Source organism: Pandoraea sp. 64-18, assembly GCF_001899225.1.
Lineage (GTDB): Bacteria > Pseudomonadota > Gammaproteobacteria > Burkholderiales > Burkholderiaceae > Pandoraea > Pandoraea cepalis.
Window position 1 is genome coordinate 308,442 of the sequence record NZ_MKVU01000007.1, and the last position, 17,770, is coordinate 326,211.

Annotated in this window: 12 protein-coding genes and 1 pseudogene; 2 read left to right on the plus strand and 11 right to left on the minus strand. The window is 61.8% G+C overall.

Annotated features, from left to right (window positions below; translation table 11 throughout):
• Positions 1–12 precede the first annotated feature (12 nt).
• From BGP02_RS06845 to BGP02_RS06855, 3 genes are all read right to left on the minus strand, one after another.
• Positions 13–3,144: an efflux RND transporter permease subunit gene (locus BGP02_RS06845; RefSeq protein ID WP_286798244.1), complete on the minus strand. Its 3,132-nt coding sequence runs from the start codon at positions 3,142–3,144 to the stop codon at positions 13–15.
• Positions 3,141–4,256, minus strand: coding sequence for an efflux RND transporter periplasmic adaptor subunit (locus BGP02_RS06850; protein WP_286798245.1), 1,116 nt, complete (start codon positions 4,254–4,256; stop codon positions 3,141–3,143). Before BGP02_RS06850 ends, BGP02_RS06845 begins: the two co-directional genes overlap by 4 nt.
• A gap of 82 nt (positions 4,257–4,338) precedes the next feature.
• Positions 4,339–4,956, minus strand: coding sequence for a TetR/AcrR family transcriptional regulator (locus BGP02_RS06855; protein ID WP_286798246.1), 618 nt, complete (start codon positions 4,954–4,956; stop codon positions 4,339–4,341).
• Positions 4,957–5,032: 76 nt separating this feature from the next.
• On the opposite strand from BGP02_RS06855, the gene BGP02_RS06860 reads away from it, so the two are divergent.
• Positions 5,033–6,514, plus strand: a complete 1,482-nt coding sequence (locus tag BGP02_RS06860) for an efflux transporter outer membrane subunit (RefSeq protein WP_286798247.1) — start codon at positions 5,033–5,035, stop codon at positions 6,512–6,514.
• 191 nt (positions 6,515–6,705) lie between these two features.
• On the opposite strand, the gene BGP02_RS06865 is transcribed toward BGP02_RS06860, so the two are convergent.
• The 7 genes from BGP02_RS06865 to BGP02_RS06895 form a co-directional block, all read right to left on the minus strand.
• Positions 6,706–7,653, minus strand: coding sequence for a VOC family protein (locus BGP02_RS06865; RefSeq protein WP_286798248.1), 948 nt, complete (start codon positions 7,651–7,653; stop codon positions 6,706–6,708).
• Between the two features lie 58 nt (positions 7,654–7,711).
• Positions 7,712–8,560, minus strand: coding sequence for a fumarylacetoacetate hydrolase family protein (locus BGP02_RS06870; RefSeq protein ID WP_286798249.1), 849 nt, complete (start codon positions 8,558–8,560; stop codon positions 7,712–7,714).
• 37 nt (positions 8,561–8,597) lie between these two features.
• Complete coding sequence (locus tag BGP02_RS06875; RefSeq protein ID WP_286798250.1) at positions 8,598–9,410, minus strand: alpha/beta hydrolase; 813 nt, start codon at positions 9,408–9,410, stop codon at positions 8,598–8,600.
• A gap of 173 nt (positions 9,411–9,583) precedes the next feature.
• Positions 9,584–10,921 carry an amidohydrolase family protein gene (locus BGP02_RS06880; protein WP_017231617.1) on the minus strand — a complete coding sequence of 446 codons (1,338 nt, stop codon included), beginning with the start codon at positions 10,919–10,921 and terminating at the stop codon, positions 9,584–9,586.
• A 4-nt stretch (positions 10,922–10,925) separates the two neighbouring features.
• On the minus strand, positions 10,926–12,425 hold the full coding sequence (locus BGP02_RS06885; RefSeq protein WP_286798251.1) for an FAD-dependent monooxygenase: 1,500 nt from the start codon (positions 12,423–12,425) through the stop codon (positions 10,926–10,928).
• Positions 12,426–12,481: 56 nt separating this feature from the next.
• On the minus strand, positions 12,482–13,555 hold the full coding sequence (locus BGP02_RS06890; RefSeq protein WP_261938125.1) for a porin: 1,074 nt from the start codon (positions 13,553–13,555) through the stop codon (positions 12,482–12,484).
• A 98-nt stretch (positions 13,556–13,653) separates the two neighbouring features.
• Positions 13,654–14,988: an MFS transporter gene (locus tag BGP02_RS06895; protein WP_286798252.1), complete on the minus strand. Its 1,335-nt coding sequence runs from the start codon at positions 14,986–14,988 to the stop codon at positions 13,654–13,656.
• Positions 14,989–15,122: 134 nt separating this feature from the next.
• Here BGP02_RS06895 and BGP02_RS06900 point away from each other — a divergent pair, with 134 nt between their 5' ends.
• Complete coding sequence (locus tag BGP02_RS06900; protein ID WP_261938123.1) at positions 15,123–16,142, plus strand: LysR family transcriptional regulator; 1,020 nt, start codon at positions 15,123–15,125, stop codon at positions 16,140–16,142.
• 56 nt (positions 16,143–16,198) lie between these two features.
• Here BGP02_RS06900 and BGP02_RS06905 read toward each other — a convergent pair.
• Positions 16,199–17,479, minus strand: a pseudogene (locus BGP02_RS06905) (IS4 family transposase).
• Positions 17,480–17,770: the final 291 nt, after the last annotated feature.

Consider the following 17,770-nt stretch of genomic DNA (forward strand, 5'->3'; position numbering starts at 1 on the left):
ATTGATTGCGTATTAGCTGCGCGCGTCGTGCAACGTCGGTTCGGGCGCAGAAGCGTGCTCGTGGCGGCCCTTGGGGGAAGCGGCCGGGTTGCCGGGCCGAATCTTGAACCAGATCGAATACATCGCTGGCAGGAACACCAGCGTCAGCACCGTCCCGGCGAACGTTCCACCGATCAGCGTGTAGGCGAGCGTGCCCCAGAACACCGAGTGGGTCAGCGGGATGAACGCGAGGATCGCAGCCATCGCAGTCAGGATCACCGGACGTGCGCGCTGCACTGTGGCTTCGACGACCGCATGGAACGGCTCAAGTCCCGCCCGCTCGTTCTGGTGGATCTGCCCGATCAGGATCAGTGTGTTACGCATCAGAATCCCGGACAGTGCAATGAGGCCGACCAGCGCGTTGATGCCGAACGGCTGCCGGAACAGGATCAACGTCGGCACCACGCCGATCAGGCCCAACGGACTGGTCATGAACACCATCACCATCGCGGAGATCGAACGTACCTGAAAGATGATGATGATCAGCGTGATCGCCAGCATGATCGGGAACAGCGGCAGCATTGCGGTCGTCGCCTTGCCCGACTCTTCGATGGAGCCCGCTTCCTCGATTCGATAGCCGCTGGGAAGCTTCGCCATGATCGGCTGAAGCTGCTTCGTGATCGCGTTCGAGACGTCCGGCGGTTGCAAGCCATCGGCGAAATCGCCGCGCACCGTGATCGTCGGCACGCGATCGCGCCAGCGCATGATTGGCTCCTCCATGCGCACCTCGACCTTGCCGACCTGCGACAGCGGGATGCGCTGCCCGTTCGCTCCGGCTAGCGTGAAGTCACCAAGCCGCGCGGGGTCGAACCGCACATCGCCGGCCGAGCGCGCGATGATCGGCACAGTCCGGATATCCTCGCGCACAGCGGTGACAGGCACTCCGGTAAGCAGGAACTGCAACTGTTGAGCAACAGCGCTGGACGTCAACCCCACTGCCTGCAGACGGTCCTGCTGTAACGTGAAGTGCAGAGTCGGAGAGCGCGTACCCCAGTCAGCATTGACCGTACGCATCATCGGACTACCCTCCATCACGCGCTGAACCTCGGCTGCGATACCGCGCAGCCTGTCCGGATTCGGACCGGTGACGCGGTAGGCGACTGGGAACGGCGAATAGGGCCCGAACACAAGTTGCGTGACCCGCACGCGCGCTTCCGGGGCGAGACCGTCTGCGATGGCCTGACGCATTCGCTGCTTCAATGCGTCGCGCGCTTCCTGACTGTCCGTGCGGATCACGATCTTCGCGAACGACGGATCGGGTAGTTCGGGCCCCATCGCCAGAAAGAAGCGCGGCGCACCCTGCCCGATGTAAGCAGTGACGATTTTTGCTTCCTTTTGCTTTGCAAGCCACGCTTCGACTTTCTTCGTGGCGGCGCTGGTTTGGGAGATCGACGTGCCATAGGGCATCTGCACCTCGACCAGCACTTCGGGACGGTCGGAGATCGGGAAGAACTGTTTCTTGACGATCGCCATGCCGAGAATCGCGAGCACGAACAGGCCGACGACCGAACTTGCGACGAGCCACTTGCGCGCGATCACGCGTGTCAGCAACTGGCGGAAACGGTTGTAGCGGGCCGTGTTGTAGATCGCGTCGTGACCGCCTTCGAACTTTCTGAACTCCGGCAGCATCTTCACGCCGAGATATGGCGTGAAGACCACCGCTACGAGCCACGATGCAATCAGTGCGATCCCCACGATCCAGAACATGTTGCTGGTATATTCGCCGGCGGTGGATCGCGCGAAGCCGTTCGGCATGAAGCCGACCGCGGTCACCAGCGTGCCGGCCAGCATCGGCGCGGCCGTGTGGCTCCACGCGTAGGCCGACGCGGCCACGCGCCCATAGCCTTCCTCCATCTTCACGACCATCATCTCGATCGCGATGATCGCGTCGTCGACGAGCAGGCCGAGCGCCAGGATCAACGAGCCGAGCGTGATGCGGTCGAAATTCTTGCCGGTCGCGGCCATTACGACGAACACCACGGCCAGCGTCAGCGGCACGGCCGCCGCAACAACAAGGCCCACGCGCCAGCCCATGCTCACGAAGCTCACCAACATGACGACGAGCAGCGCAGCGAAGAACTTGACCATGAACTCGTTGACGGACGAACTGATGTTCACGGACTGGTCGGTGACCTTGGTCAGGCCCATACCCAGCGGCAGCCCGGCGTTGATGACACCGACCTCGTTGTCCAGCGCCTTGCCGAGGTCAAGTCCGTTCCAGCCGTCGCGCATCACGACGCCCAGCAGCAGTGCGGGTTCGCCGTTGTTGCGGATGATGAACGTCGCCGGATCTTCATAACCTCGCGTAACGGTGGCAATGTCCGACAGCTTCAGCGTGCGACCTTGGGCCACGACCGGCGTGTCCCGGATCTTCTGCAGGTTGTCAAAGGCACCGTCCAGGCGAATGAACACCTCCGGACCCTTGGTCTCCACGGAGCCGGCGGGCGTCAGGGCGTTCTGGCCATTGAGCGCGGCGAACACGTCCTGCGGGCTGACACCGAGCGTTGCCAGCCGATCATGCGAGAACTGTACGTAGATGCGCTCACCCTGTTCGCCGATGATGTTGACCTTCTTCACGCCGGGCACGTGCAGCAGCCGTTGTCGCAGCGTCTCGGCATCGCGCACGAGCAGGCGTTGCGGTTCGCCCTTCGCTTTCAGCGCGAAGAGCGCAAAGGTGACGTCGGCATATTCGTCGTTGACCATAGGCCCGATCACGCCGGCTGGCAGGTTGGCTGCTTCGTCGTTGATCTTTTTTCGGGCCTGGTAGAACTGCTCTTGCACCTCCGAAGGCGGTGTGCTGTCGAGCAATGTCAGCGTAGTGAAGGCCAGGCCGGGGCGCGTATAAGTCTCGGTCCGGTCGTACCAGCGCAGCTCCTGCATACGCTTTTCGATTTTCTCTGCGACCTGATCGTGCATTTCCTGCGCGGTGGCGCCAGGCCAAGCGGTGATGATGGTCATCACCTTGACAGTGAAAGCGGGGTCTTCCGCGCGCCCCAGCTTGAAGAACGAAACCAGTCCGGCCAGAGAGATCAGGCAGATCAGGAACAGGGTGATGGAGCGCTCGCGCACGGCGAGCGCAGACAAGTTGAATCGGCCTTCGCTCACGGACGGGCTCCTTCACTCGCCATCGCGACGACCCGGCCGGACACGCGGACCGGCTCGCCTTCGCGCAGCAATTGGGCGCCAAGCGCGACGACCCTGTCGCCTTGCTTCAACGTACCTGACACGCGAGCGCTGTCGTCGTCCAGGTGAAGAACCGTCACCGGCCGCCACGCAACCTTGGCCGGCTCGCCGCTTATCAGCCACACACCCGGGCCTTTGCCCGTGTCGAGCACCGCGCCAATCGGGACCTGCAATCGGTCTTGCGCCACAGAAGGTGCGTCCGGAATCTGGACCGTCACCGTCGCGCCCAGTGGGGCGTCGGCGAGTTCACCCTGCAGGACATACCGCGCTTCAAAGGTCCGGGTGCGGGGATCCGCGTTGTCCGAGAGCTGACGTAGCGTCGCCGGCACGGTGCTGCCGCTGCTGCCGAAGAGCGTTGCCTGGGCGACCGAACCCATCGCGGGACGCAGGGTTTCGGGTAGCTGGATGGCCGCCTCGCGACGCCCAGCGTGAGCGAGGCGCACGACAGGTTGTCCGGCGCTGACGACCTGACCGGGTTCGGCCAACGTTTCCATCACCACGCCATTCCCGTCCGCCGTCAACTCAGCATAGCCCGTCGCATTGCGCGCCACGTCGGCATCAGCCTCGGCCGCATTGAGCTGCGCCCTGGCGGTATCAGCGGCCGCCTTGGCCTGGTCGTAGGCCGAAGCCGAGATCGCTCCCGTGCCGCGCAGGTCGCGATAGCGCTCCTCATCCTGCGCGGTCTGCTGCGCGCGCGCTCGCGCGGCGGTGACCGCCTCCTGCCGGGCTCGCGCGGCAAGCTTGAGATCGATGGGGTCGAGGCGCATCAGCGGCTGACCGCGTTTGACGGTTTGGCCGGCATCCACCAGCCGTTCCAGCACTTTTCCGGAAACACGGAAACCCAGATCGCTCTGCACGCGTGCCGCGACGATCCCCGTGAACGAACGGGACGCCGGGATGGCGCGTTGCACGACGGCCATGCGCACCAATGGGGCCTGGGTGCGCGGATCGGGAAGTGGTTTTTCGCCGCAGGCCGCTAGCGCAAACGGCAGTGCACAGGCGAGTGTGGGGATGGCGAGGCGACGCGAGTACATGGAAGTCCCATCGGTGAGTGGCGATGGCTTCCATTGTGATTCTAGTGACCAATATAGTCAATAGTCACAGGCGCGATCTCGATCAGGGCGACAGGCTACGAAGTACCAGGCTGGACAACTGGGTCGGCGCGACATCGGTGGTATCGCGGTTGTACTGAAGCAGCAGCGGGTTGAGGTAGGGGCGTAGCACCAGATAGATCGCCGCCGCGGTTTCGTCCAGCGGCGTCTTGCGCTCGAAGTCACCGCTTTGCCGGCCTTCCTGCAGCACTTCGCGAAGTAGCTTTTGAACACGAGCTTCATAGGCTTGCACGGCCTGCCAGTTTTCCGTGGCGGCCGATGCGGCGATGTCGTAAAGCTTGCGATCCCGGAAAAACAGCTTGAGGCTGGCTTCGGTAAAGACCTTGAACACCCGTCGCAGCTTCTCCGGCGGCAGCTCCGCCTCTGCGACTGCTGTCCGAACCTCGCGTTCGATTTCTTGCAGACAGTTGGCGCAGATCATCTCGCCAATGGCTTGCTTGGATTCGAAGAACTTGTAGATATAAGCCTTCGAAAACCCGATCGCCTTCGCAAGATCGGAGACCGTCGTTTTCTCGTAGCCGTACCGGCTGAAGTGCTCAGTGGCGGCGGCAACGATCTGGTCGCGCACCTCGTGATCGGCTGGGCCGCGAGCGGGGACGGAGGGAGTCATGGTGTTTTTCATGCGGATAGCATACAGGAATGGACAACCAGTGACTATTTGGTATTATGGTCACCAATAAAACCTCGCGAAGCTTCTCATGCTACCTAAACACCTCCTTGCTGCGGTCATCGTCGCCAGCCTCTCGACAGGCTGCGCTGTCGGTCCGGATTATGTCCGACCCAATGTCGCCATGCCAGCGCAGTTCCAGGGTCAAGCCGCGGTGGATCAGCGGCACGCGGCGGCCGGTGCCAACCTTGAAGCGTGGTGGACGGGTTTTGGTGATCCGCAACTGACACGATTCGTCACGCTCGCGCTGGAACAGAATCTGGACCTCGCGCAGGCTGCCGCGCGCGTCCTGCAGGCCCGATCAGGACTCGGCGCGGCGGATGCAGCGCTGCTACCGTCCGGCAATGTCAGTGGCCAGGGTGCGCGGGTCTACCAGTCGGTCGAGACACCCCTGGGACGCGTCCTGAATTCGACGCCCGGCTTCGACCGCTATGGCAACGAATACGAGGCCAATTTCAGCGCGAGCTGGGAGCTGGATGTTTTCGGTGGCCTGCGTCGCGGTCGGGAAGCGGCGCTTGCCGACTATCAGGCTTCAGAGGCCGGCGAGGTAGCGACGCGTCTGGCAGTGGCAGCACAGACTGCGGACATCTACATCACCATTCGTGGATTGCAGGCTCGTTTAGCGGTGGCCCGCAAGCAGTTGCAGACGCAGCAGGATCTGCTCTCGACCATTAACCTCCTCTATGGAAAAGGGCTGGCGGCCGACCTCCAGGTGAGTCAGGCTGAAGGCGCGCTGGCTCAGGTTCAGGCATCCATTCCGGTCCTTGAGGCAGCGCTCGATGCAGCGATGAACGCGCTGGACGTCATGTTGGGTTCACAGCCCGGCACGCACCGGGCGGAACTGCTCGAGGGTGGCGATATCCCGGTCGCCCCTCGAATCACTGGCACGGGATCGCCTGGCGAGTTGCTCAGGCGTCGGCCCGACCTGATCGTGGCAGAACGTCGCCTGGCTGCATCGAACGCGCGTATCGGCATGGCCATCGCAGAGTATTACCCCAAGGTGTCGCTCAGCGGACTGATTGGGAGCGCCACCTCAGTGGCTAGCGGCAACCTGTTCAGTAGCGGCGCCAGTCAAGCGGCCGGTGTGCTGGGGCTGCGCTGGCGTCTATTCGATTTTGGCCGAATCAACGCGCAGATCAATGCGGCGAAAGGACAGGAAGCCGAAATGCTTGCCGCTTACCGGCTTACCGTATTGCACGCAACGGAGGACGTTGAGAATTCTTTCTCGGCGCTCGTCAAGCGCGAAGCGCAGGCTGCCACTCTCGCGCAGGGTGTGAGCGCGTTCGGACGCGCGCGAGCAGCCTCATTCGCTGCATATCAAAAGGGTGTCGTCAGCCTGGTCGAAGTGCTGCAGGCAGACGACAACCTCTTGCGCGCCTCGGATGCCCGGGTGCAGGCGCAAACGGAATCGGCGCGCGCAGCGGTCGCGGCATTCAAGGCACTCGGTGGGGGGTGGCAACCGAATGATCCGGAGGCTGCGGGAAGCTCGGAACCGATGAAGGGGCAAGGATAGGGGTTCGAAAGTTCAACGCGACGAGATTCGAATATCGGATAGTTCAAACCTGGGAGAATTTTGAGTTCAATATTGGCAGACAGGCTCAGTCGGAACCCACTGATTTTAGGACACGTCCGGTTCAACGTTCAATGGATCTCGACATCAGGGCTGGCATGTGCTGCACCAAGGCTGCGGCGGCATGGGTCTCTTCAATCCTGGGCCTCGGTGTTGCAAATAAAATTCTCCGGGACGTTCGGCCCCCATAGGTACAACGAATCCTCCGGCGCGAAATCCCCGGCGGGCCAATCTCGTCCCGCCGAAACAAAATCAATGTCGGCCGAGTACTCGCAAAAGGATCCCCATGGATCCTCAACATAATGAAAGTAATTCGACCCCAACACATGCCGCCCTGTCCCCCACCCCTTCGCGTAGCCGGCGGCCAGCATCTGAGCGGCCCCCTCCCCAACCAGATCGACGCCTTCGACATCCCACGACGAATGATGCCAGCCACGCGCGCGACTTTTGGCAAACGCCACCAAATGATGGTCGCAGCCATGCGGCGCGTGCGTGAACGCGATCAGATCCAGCGATTTATCGGACAAACGAAGACCCAGCGCGCGTTCGTAGAACGAGACCGCTCGCAGGACATCTGGCGAAAAAAGCAAGACATGCGATAGCCGTCGCGGCTTCACCCGCACCACCTCCGCCCGAGTACAAGCGCCGCGGGCGTCCGCCGGGACAACGACAGCCTGACTCGCCGTCTTGCTATTCGGGCTGGTCTTCGGCCCCACCCGCACTTGAATCAGATTACCGTCGGGATCTCGGAACTCAAAACCGGCACCGCCCCCTCCAGCCATCGAAGAGACGACGCTCGCGCCCGCCGCGACCGTCTGGGCACGGAGGTCCGCGAGATCGTCCTCGTAGCAGTTGAAGCTAAGGTATGCCATCTCCTTTCGCTCCCCCGCGAGCACGCGTCCCCAACGATGGCCGTCAGTCGCCCTGATCTCGAGTTCGTCACCCTGCAGTCCGGCGCGGTTGACCGTCAGACCGAAAGCCTCGAAGAAGCGATGGGCTTCGTCGATGGACGGGACATTCAGCGCGAAATGGTCGATGGAATGCACCGCTGCCCGCGGATGCGTCGATGAGAATTCGGTCATGACTCGCTCCTCGGAAATCATCGGCGACAACTCGTTGGTCGATCGTTCATGAAACACCTTAGCGGATGGCCTCGTCAACGACGGGATTGCGCAGCACGCCGATGCCCTCAACGCTGACCTCACAGAGGTCGCCATGCTTCATCAGAAGTTTTGGTGTGCGTGCCCAGCCGATACCTGAAGGCGTACCGGTCACGATCACGTCGCCCGGTTCGAGCGTAATGGCCTGGCTGACGATGCTGATCAGTTGAGCGACGTCGAAGATCATGTCGTCGGTACTGGCGGACTGCACGACCTCGCCATTCAGACGTGTCTCCAGCAGCAGCCCCTTGGCGCCGGGTGGCAACTCGTCGGCCGTCACGAGGTCGGGACCGAATGCGCCTGTGCCGTCGAAATTCTTCCCGACCGTCCATTGCGGCGACTTGAACTGATACTCCCGAACCGACCCGTCGTTGAAGAGCGCGTAGCCCGCAACGCATTCGAGCGCATCCTCCTTGCGGATGTGGCGACCGCCCTTGCCCAGCACGGCCGCGATTTCGCCCTCGAAGTCGAGGCCCAGGCTATCGGATACTGCCGGGCGCACCAACGGTTGCTCATGCGCCACCAGGCTGGTTGCAACGCGAAAAAAAATCGTCGGGTAATCCGGTTGCTCGTACGGGCTTTCCTCCGTGTGGTCAGCGTAGTTGAGACCGACACAGATGAGCTTGGGGGGACGGGCAAGCGGCGGCAGGTACACGAGACCTTCGGCGCTCACCTTTTCCTGCCGGGCGTGCGCGCGGCCATGAGCGACGAGATCGACCCCGCTCGCCAACAACGATTCCAGGGTGTCCTCGCCGAGCACGCGAATGGCGTCGCCATCGCGAACGCCCAGCGTCGCCTTTCCATTTTTTACGAACGATACATAACGCATGGGTGTTCTCCAGAGACTTTAGGGTTGGCGCGCCCGCTCACAGATCGCGGGGCCGCGCATGTTGTTCGAGCCACGCTGAAAAAGCGCGGCAGATGGTGTCGTTGGCGCGACGCGCCGAACGTGAGGCTTCGAAGAAGCCGAAGAACGGATGAAACATGTCTTCGAAGCATAGGAGTTGCACCGGCACACCAGCCGCCTCAAGACGCCGCGCGTAGGCAATACCTTCGTCGCGTAGCGGGTCATGGCCAGCGATCGCGATCAACGCGGCAGGCATGCCGCGCAGATCGGCAGCGCGCAGTGGCGACGGGGGGAACTCCCGCGCACGCGCCAACGCCGAGCCCATATAAAGCCGCGAGATGTCTCGCAGGTCGGATGGCGAAAGCATCGGGAAGTCGATGCCCTTTGCCTCAATGCGCGCGACGTCGCGAGCCATGTCGACGCCGGGCACAACGAGCAGTTGCGCGGAGATACCGACGCCGCAATCGCGCAACGTCAGTGCCGCCGACGTTGCCAGATTGGCGCCGGCACTCTCACCCGCCAGCACGACCCGCGAGGGATCCCCGCCAAGTACCGCGACATGGCGGATCGCCCAGCGCGTCGCGGTCAACGCGTCGTTATGTGCGGCGGGAAACGGGTGCTCCGGGGCCAGTCGATAGTCAACCGACACCACCACCGCCCGCATGTCGCGGCAGAGCTTGCGCGCGATGTCATCCATCAGCTCAACACTGCCGAGAACAAATCCGCCGCCATGAAAAAACACCACCGTAGGCATCACCGCGCTCGTATCCAAGGGACGGTAGACGCGTACTGGGACATGCGCCCCCGCAGACTCGGCGATCGTATCTTCCATCGCGCCGACCTTCGGCAATGGATTTCGTTCACGCGCTGCCATAATGCCGCGGCGCATACGTTCACGGGCTTGCTGCGGCGTTCCGGAAAATGGCGGGAGCGTTTGCGCTGCGCGCATCGCTGACACGAGATCCGCCAGCTCGCGGTCCAACGGCAGAGGCAATTTAGCGTCACTCATTTCAATTCAAGAATGTATTGCTGGGACGCAACAGCACGCTGTCGCAAAACGTTCAGGTCGACACCGATCATTCGACCCTGTCGCTTCACTGCGCGCCCGGCGACGAATACCGAGTCCACATTGCCCGGATGCGCGGCAAGCACGACAGCGCCCACGGCGTCCGACACCGGGGTGAGATTGAGGTCCTCTCCACGAATCATGATGATGTCGGCCTGTTTACCAGGCGTCAGCGAGCCGACTTTGTGATCCAGCCCGTTGGCGCGCGCCCCTGCCACCGTGGCAAACTCCAGCACCTCGCGCATCGAGAGCGTTGCGGGCGCGTTCTGAACCCGCGAGTGTTGCCCGCCCATCCACGAACGGTAGTACGCGAAGGCATGACGCATCTGCGTGAACATATCGCCCGAGCATTTGGTCTCGGTATCGCCGCTCAAGCTAGGCCGGATGCCCACCGCAAGCAAGCGATCAAACGGGATATCGCCAATGCCTTGTGCGTTCAACTCGCAGTGCACGCCGAGCGAAGCGCTTACGCCGGCATCCGCCATCATCGCGATCTCGTCGGCGCCGGAAAAACAGCAGTGCACGAACGTCAAGTCGTCGCCCAACACGCCGGCGTCATGCATCTGCGCGATCGCACGTACCGAGGCGTTTCGCGCATACGCCCCCATGTGAATGCTCGATCGAATTCCTAGGTCGCGCGCAAGGCGCAGATCTTCCAGCCAGACATCGCGCCGCGTCATCTCTGGGCCCCGTGCCGCCATGGCAAGCGTGAGCAGTTGATCGTCCGACGAAAAATACCGCGTTCGCAACCGGCGAATATCTTCCGGATGCCCCCGCTGACTGTCGAACATCCACGACGCACCGTCCACTAGCGGCCAGCCATGTGCAAACACGCCCCGAATGTTGGCCTCGCGCAGCCCAAGGATCGCGGCATCCGCGTGGTCTGGGCTGTTCTGGACATGAGACCAATCGAGCATCGTGGTGATGCCACCGTCAAGCGCGGACACTGCACCAAGCATCGTGGCAACGTGAACGTCTTCCGGCCGAAACGCGGCCCCCTTCGCACCCAGCATTTCGGCGAAGTAGATTTGCGGATCGATATCCGCGTAGCGATGCCGCACGCAGCTCTGCCAGGTATGGCGGTGGGTATCGACAAACCCCGGCAGGACGATCATGCCGCTTGCGTCGACGCGTTCGGCATCCGCTGCGTCAATGCGTGGCGCCACCGCCAGAATGCGCTCCCCCTCGATCAGCACGTCACCCACGCGCAGATCGCCGATCGCCGGGTCCATGCTCAGCACCCAGCCGCCCGTCAGTAATCGTCGATGTTCGCTCATGGGGTCACCGCTTCAGCCATTTGCCAAGTTGCACGTCGACGTCTTCTTCGCGAGCCAACGTCTCGCTTGCCCACGCGACATAGCCATCGGGACGCACCAGCAATCCCTTGACGCCTTCGAGCGCCGCAGGAATGCGTGCGACACGAGCCCTGAGCATACTCACCGGCCGACCGGTAACGTCGATCGATTCGAACTGACGTGCAAAGCCGTCCAGATCGATCAGCAAGAATTTCCGCTCGCGCAACGCCTGCGTGATCGCCACCGATCGGCCGTCAAGCAAGACCAGATCGATATCTGGGCAACGCTGCCCGGTCAACGGATGGCTGCCTGGATCGCACGGATAGGCCATCTCCAGACCATTGAGTTCGAGCACCAATTTGCGTTGCACCTCCGGCAGCGGAATCAGGTGCTCCTGCATCCGCCGCTTGAGCGCGACGGCCTCGGGGCCGAAGTTGAATTGCAACGCGCACTGCGCCTTTACGCTCTCGAGCAGCCGGCGCATGACCGGAAGGCGTTCCGCATCGTAGGTGTCGAGCGTCTTGGCGTCCGCCACGCCGTTGATGACGTTGGCCAGCTTCCAGCCAAGGTTGAACGCGTCCTGCAAGCAGAAGTTCATGCCTACGCCACTGGCCGGATAGTGAATACGGGCGGATTCCCCTACCAGAAACACACGCCCCTGCCGAAGGGTTGGCACCGCGCGCATCTGGTCATCGAAACGCGAAGCCCAGCGGTACCCCTTGATGCCGTAATCGGTGCCATGCACGTCACGAATGCACTGCAACACCTCATCGAGCGTTACCGGCTCGTCCTTCGGTGCGTGCCGGCGATCACGATGCACGATATTGAATCGCGTAATGCCTTCGCCAAATCCGTAGCCGCGCACCCACCCCATCTCGTTGTCCACATTGATACGTCCCCCCGGCCACGGCGCCTCAAGCTCAGCGTCGACAACAATGCCGCGAAACGTCCCCGAATGCCCGTCGAACGGAAGACCCAGCTTGGAACGCACGACGCTACGCCCGCCATCCGCGCCGACAACGTACTGGGCGCGCAGCGTCGAGAGATTTCCGGTGGAATCGGATAGCGCAAGCTCCACGCCGTCATGCAACTCGCGCACGTCACGGACTTCCTCGCCTCGCCGGATCACCGCTCCCGATTCAGCGGCCCACTCCCACAGGACTTCCTCGGTCTTGTTCTGCGGCAAACCCAGCGTGAAGCCGAAACGCGTCTCGAGGTACTTCCATTCGATCGGATGGAATCCCGCCCAAATGTGCGATGGTCGATACGGATAGTCCGCAATTTCACTCGTCTTTCGGATCAGTCGATCAGCGATGCCTCGGGTATCGAACAGCTCCAGAACCCGCGGCAAAATCGTGCCTGCGCGCGACTGCACACCTTCGGTGCGTCGCTCAATGACAAGCGTCTTTACGCCGGCGCCAGCCAACTCGGCAGCCATCGTCAAACCCGACGGGCCACCGCCGACAACAATCACATCCCACTGCATTGCATTTTCTCCATCAGAACCCGAGACTGAACCGGCCGACAAGTTCACGTTGCCGGTTAAAAGAAGTGTGTGACACCGGCCTCAAGTACCGCCTGGTGCGATGCCGACGCCGGCGGTTGATTTCGAAGCACAGCAAACTGGCCTGACCCTGCGAACTGAAACACGCCGAGAAGATAAAGACTGGTGCGTTTCGAAAGGGCATAGTCGATATGCCCGTGAAACTGATTCCACTTGTAAGACTCGAGTTTTGTGTACGAGTAGCCACCGCCAATTCGCGTCTGCGGCGTCACGTATTTGTAGGCGCCTACATCAATCGATTGCGCCGTGGCCGATGCGCCAGCAGCCGATAGTCGCGTGTAGCTGTAGTTACCCATCACGCGCCAGCCGTCGTTCACGTACGCGACGCCCACCGTGCTGGTGTTCTGGTTCTGGAATACCGATACCGCAGGCGTCTTCGTGAAATCCAGACCGTACAGGTGCGACACACCCAATTTGAGCCCCGGCGCATACGGAACGCCATTGACGGACTCCCAAACGGCAACGGATTGCCACGGCCCCGCCGTGTAAGCCACTTCGGCACCGACGACGCGGCCCGTGTTGGTGGTCGAGCCCGCCTGCCCAATCCCGTACATCAGACCGAACTGAAATCCGCCATAGAGGGGTGACTTGTATTTGAACGAGTTGTTCAGGGCGTTGCCGACCGTTCTGTCAAGGTTTCCCGGATGCGTCGCGAGAAGTGACGTAAACCGCTCGGAGGTGAAGGGCACCAGGTCGGCCAGCAAGTCGTACATCGAACCCATGGTCAACGTACCTTTGCTCGCGGAACTCAACCCGACGAAGCTCTCGAATGGCGCGTCGGTTCCGTTATTGAGAAAAGCGTAGCGGCTCAGGCGGAATACCGCGGAGGTGTCGCTGTCGATCACTTCCTTACCCGAGATCGCAAAGAACGGCACGGCGTGGGTATTGGTGGCTTGCCACAGTGCTCCGCCACCGATTCGGCTGGCGTTACTGGTGTACGAAACACCCATACCAAGCAGCCCAGAGAGCGTCACGCTCGATTGAGCATGAATGGATGCGCTTGCCGATAATAATATCGCAGTACTAATAAATTTTATTTTTACGAGCTTCATTGAAGCGTCTCCTGGCTATTGTTTTGTGTTTCCCACCTCACGCATGTCGCAATGCGCAGTCGCACGCGGGTGCGTTGTTAAGCAAGATCAAGACCGAATCAAGGCGCACCCACTTGCGGCGCAACGTCCGACATGACGCTTTCGGTACGCGACACACTCCGATACAGCGCTGCAGACGCCACCAGTGCGATCCCTCCTGCCACGGCGAATACAACTGCCATTGCATTGGGCAAGGCATCGGCACTACCGGCGAACAGGAGTCGCCCGACGAGGGCGATAAGCGTGGGCGAAAGGCCCTGACCCAGCAACCCATTCAACACGAGCACGATCGCCATGACGATGCCGATCGACTGCGTGGGCACGACGCGCGCCACGATCGTCGAGGTGACGGACATGAAGGTCCAGGAGAAAAGAACAACCAGCGCATCGACGATCCAGAACGTCTGCAGCGTTCCCGTCAGCACCAGCGCCACCGTGAGTACCGCAACGGCAATACTCGTCACCATGCCCACCCGAGCCACGCTGGTCAGCGCCGCCGCTCTGCGCTCCATCGCCATTCCTGCCAACCAGAGCCCGAGCGGCCCCATGGTCAGCAGCACGGCCCCCTGAATCAGCCCAATCTCCCTCATGCCGAGATGAAAGCGTCGAACGATCACGGTTGGCAGCCACGCCGCAAGGCCGAACGTGATGATGGCGTTCGCCACGACAAAGAGGAACAGCGGTCCGAAGATGGCACGATTCGCCCAGAGATACGTGGCGAGGTGGTGCGTGCGCCGCGGCAGGTTCGTCGCGCCGTCGCGTTGACGCCCCGGATCCTTGCTCAGGAAAATCATCACGCTCATCGGCACGCCGACCAACCCAATCAGGAACAGCGTCATCTGCCAGGCCGTCACGTTCCCAAGGAACGGGATGGTGTTCATACCGGACGAGTGGATGGCGCTCATCAACGGACCGCCAAGGACCAGCGACAATCCGGTGCCAAGCATCAATGCCATCGTATAGACGGAGAGCGCCCGGGCGCGGCGACTTTCGTCCACACCGTCGCGAATCAGTGAATACGAGGACGGGGGAATCAACGCCTCGGCCCCACCCACAATGACGCGCGCGGCCACCAGGACGGCAAAGGTGGTCGCTGCAGCGTTGGCCGCGACTGCCAGTGACCACACCAACACCCCGGCGGCAATGATCAGACGACGGTCGAATCGATCGGCCAGCCAGCCCGCCGGCAATCCCACCACGATATTGGCCACAGCAAATGCCGCCCCAATCAAAAAGCTGATTTGCACGTCGCTCACACCGAAATCACGCTGGATCGGCGCGACCATGAGTACCAGGATGTTCTTGTCGATCTGGGCCAGCATGGTCATCAGTGTCAAGGTGCCGACCAGCCCCCACTGGGCAAGCCGCGAGCCCGCCTTACGATACGCCTGCATAGGTTCATGTCTCCGTGATGCTTGTTGGTTTCCAGGCTATGGCTGCCTGTTGAGCCGATTATAGGTATCGCATGACATTTATATAATTTATTGTTTAAATACGGTGCATCCACACCGTAAATATCAAAAAGGTCATGCGATTCAATAAGCTCGATCTCAACCAACTCGTGGTACTCGATGCCCTTCTATCCACTCGCAGCGTCGGCAAAGCCGCCGAGCGTTTGTTCTTGAGCCAGCCCGCGACCAGTTGTTCGCTGTCCCGCCTGCGCGAGTATTTCGAGGACGAGTTGCTCGTGCCGGTGGGAAAAACGCAGGTACTCACACCGCTAGCCGAGGAGTTGGCAAAACCCGTGAGGGACGTCCTGCTCCAAATCCAGACGATCACGCGCGCACGTCCCACGTTCGATCCTGCGACATCGACACGTCGCTTCACGATAGAGGCGTCCGACTACGTGATCAGTGTGTTCCTGTCGGAAGTGGTCAAGCGGGCGACAACGCTGGCGCCCCTGATGCAGTTCGATTTGCGCGCGATCAGTCCGCAGACGCCCGAGCATCTGGAGAACGGCGAGGCAGAACTGCTGATCGCACCAGAGTTCGCCAAGGTTGCCGGCCATCCGGCGGAGCCTCTGTTCGACGACACGTTTTCGTGTCTCGTGTGCGCCGAGTACCGAATGGCGGGTGACCGGCTGACGGAAGACGAGTACTTCGACGCCGCTCATGTTGGTGTGGAATGGGGGGGCGGTCGTCGCATTACCTTTGACGCCCGCTTACTCTCCACGAGCAAGCGGACACGGCGCCAGACGGTGATCGCGCCAACCTTCACACTCGTCCCGGCATTGCTCGTGGGAACGTCTCGGATCGCCACGCTCCCCTCCCGACTGGCGCATCAAATGGCACAACGTTTCCCGCTTCGCGTGCTGGAATGCCCGGTCGGCATTCCAGCCTTCACCGAAAACCTTCAATGGCACAAGTTCCAAGAGCGCGATCCGGCTATCACGTGGCTTCGGTCACTGTTTCGTGAAACCGCGCAATGCCTCCCCCCCCTCGCAGGGTCCGGCGAAGAGGAATCCCATGGATCTCGCGGCGCGCCCCGGGAAAGTCGGGCAAAGCCGAGCACCGAACCGAAAATCAGGCGGACGAAAGCCGCCCGTTAGCCGGCGCCTGGTTCCATCCACGTTGCATCGACGCTGTCATGGTTTGGTCCATCGGCTTATACACAATTTCCAGCGTGACCGCCGGCACGTAACTTCTGCAATGTCTTGGCAGCGACATGAACCTCTTTGAGTCCAAGCCAAATAGCTTTCGCGCCGGGTTCGCCATCACCCTTGCGGCCGAAAAATCCGCCCAAGCGCGCGATCAAGCCCAACACCTCATTGAGTTTGGGCTTGGCCGGCTGCTTGACGTCGGTCAGCAAATAGGCGCCGCAAATTTCATCGACATCGAAGAACAGTTCGGCATCCAGATCGGGGCAACTGCGGCCCATAGGCATCAGATGGACGATTCGCCAAGCCACGACCAGAAACAGCGCCAGCGCGCGTTCTTGCCGTTCGATTGCACCCAACTGCAGCGCCTCGACACGGCAACCGTTCTTCAGCACGTTGAACAAGATCTCGATTTCCCAGCGCGCCCGATGCCAGTCGATCAGTTCAATCGCTTCCTGCCGCGTCGTGGCTTCGCGGTTGGTCAGCAAGCGCCATTCGATCGGCTTGACGCCGCCTGGTGCATCAAACTCACGCGCCACCAGGCACGTGGCCGCTACGCTTTGGCCAACGCCTGCTGGCAGTTCGATGCGCCGCAACCATATGTGCTGGCGCACTTGGCGCGCCTTCAAGCCGTGACGCGAGCCCATCGTGAAGGCAATCTCGCCGAGCGGTGCACCTTCTGTCGCCGCCGCCCACAGCCTCGCTCCCTCGGGCAGCGCGCGGTCGTGCGCCGAGCGAATCAGCGACGTACACAAGTCGCGTGTGCGGCAGGCTCGATGCCGTTTCCGCCACCCGCTCGTAACCCTCGATCCAGCGCAGGCTTTCCTTGAGGCCGCCGCGCTTGCCCTGCGCGTCCTTGGGCTCACGCGCCCACATCCACGCGTCGAGTACACCCAGCGGCACCCGCTCAGGCGTCACCGCATTGGTCGGATGCAAATACATCCCGCGCTGCATCTCGTAAGACAGTGGCCAAGGCACCCGGCCTGCCGGCCGTTGAAATCCACTTCCGTGGTGTCTTGCAGGCACAACACGACCGACCGAGCGGCCATTCGTTGTTCGGTCTGCCGCCAGTGCGGCTCCAGAATCGCACTCCACTCGACCTCGCCGTTGTCGAAGAAGCGGTACGCCGCCATCGTCTCGCCCCAGCCCAGACACGCCTGTGCCACGCCAGCCGTCGGCTTGGCTGCCAATCGCTCCATCAATGTCCTCGCTCGCTTGTTCAGGCGCGCGTCGCCAAGGTCGAGGTCAGCAAATTCGGTTTCCGTCCAGCACGGTGCTTCCAGGGCCAAGGCGTTCACGCAACAAGCGAGAGTAAACGCGACGCGCCGAAAGTTTACAAGCCCCCGGGCCATCTCATTGCTCGACGACCGTTTGTTCCGGCCTACGGTTGCGGAGGACAGACTTGTGTATAAGACGATGCCCCATCCGACGCAGATCGCGTCCATAACCGCTCATCATTGCCCCGCTGCGGGGAAATTTGCCCCACTAATGGTGCCCCCAACACGCCTGTGCGTCGTCGTTGCGCCACCGCCAAGCTCCCTTCGAACACGCACCACCCGCTTTGCATGAGCCGTTACAAG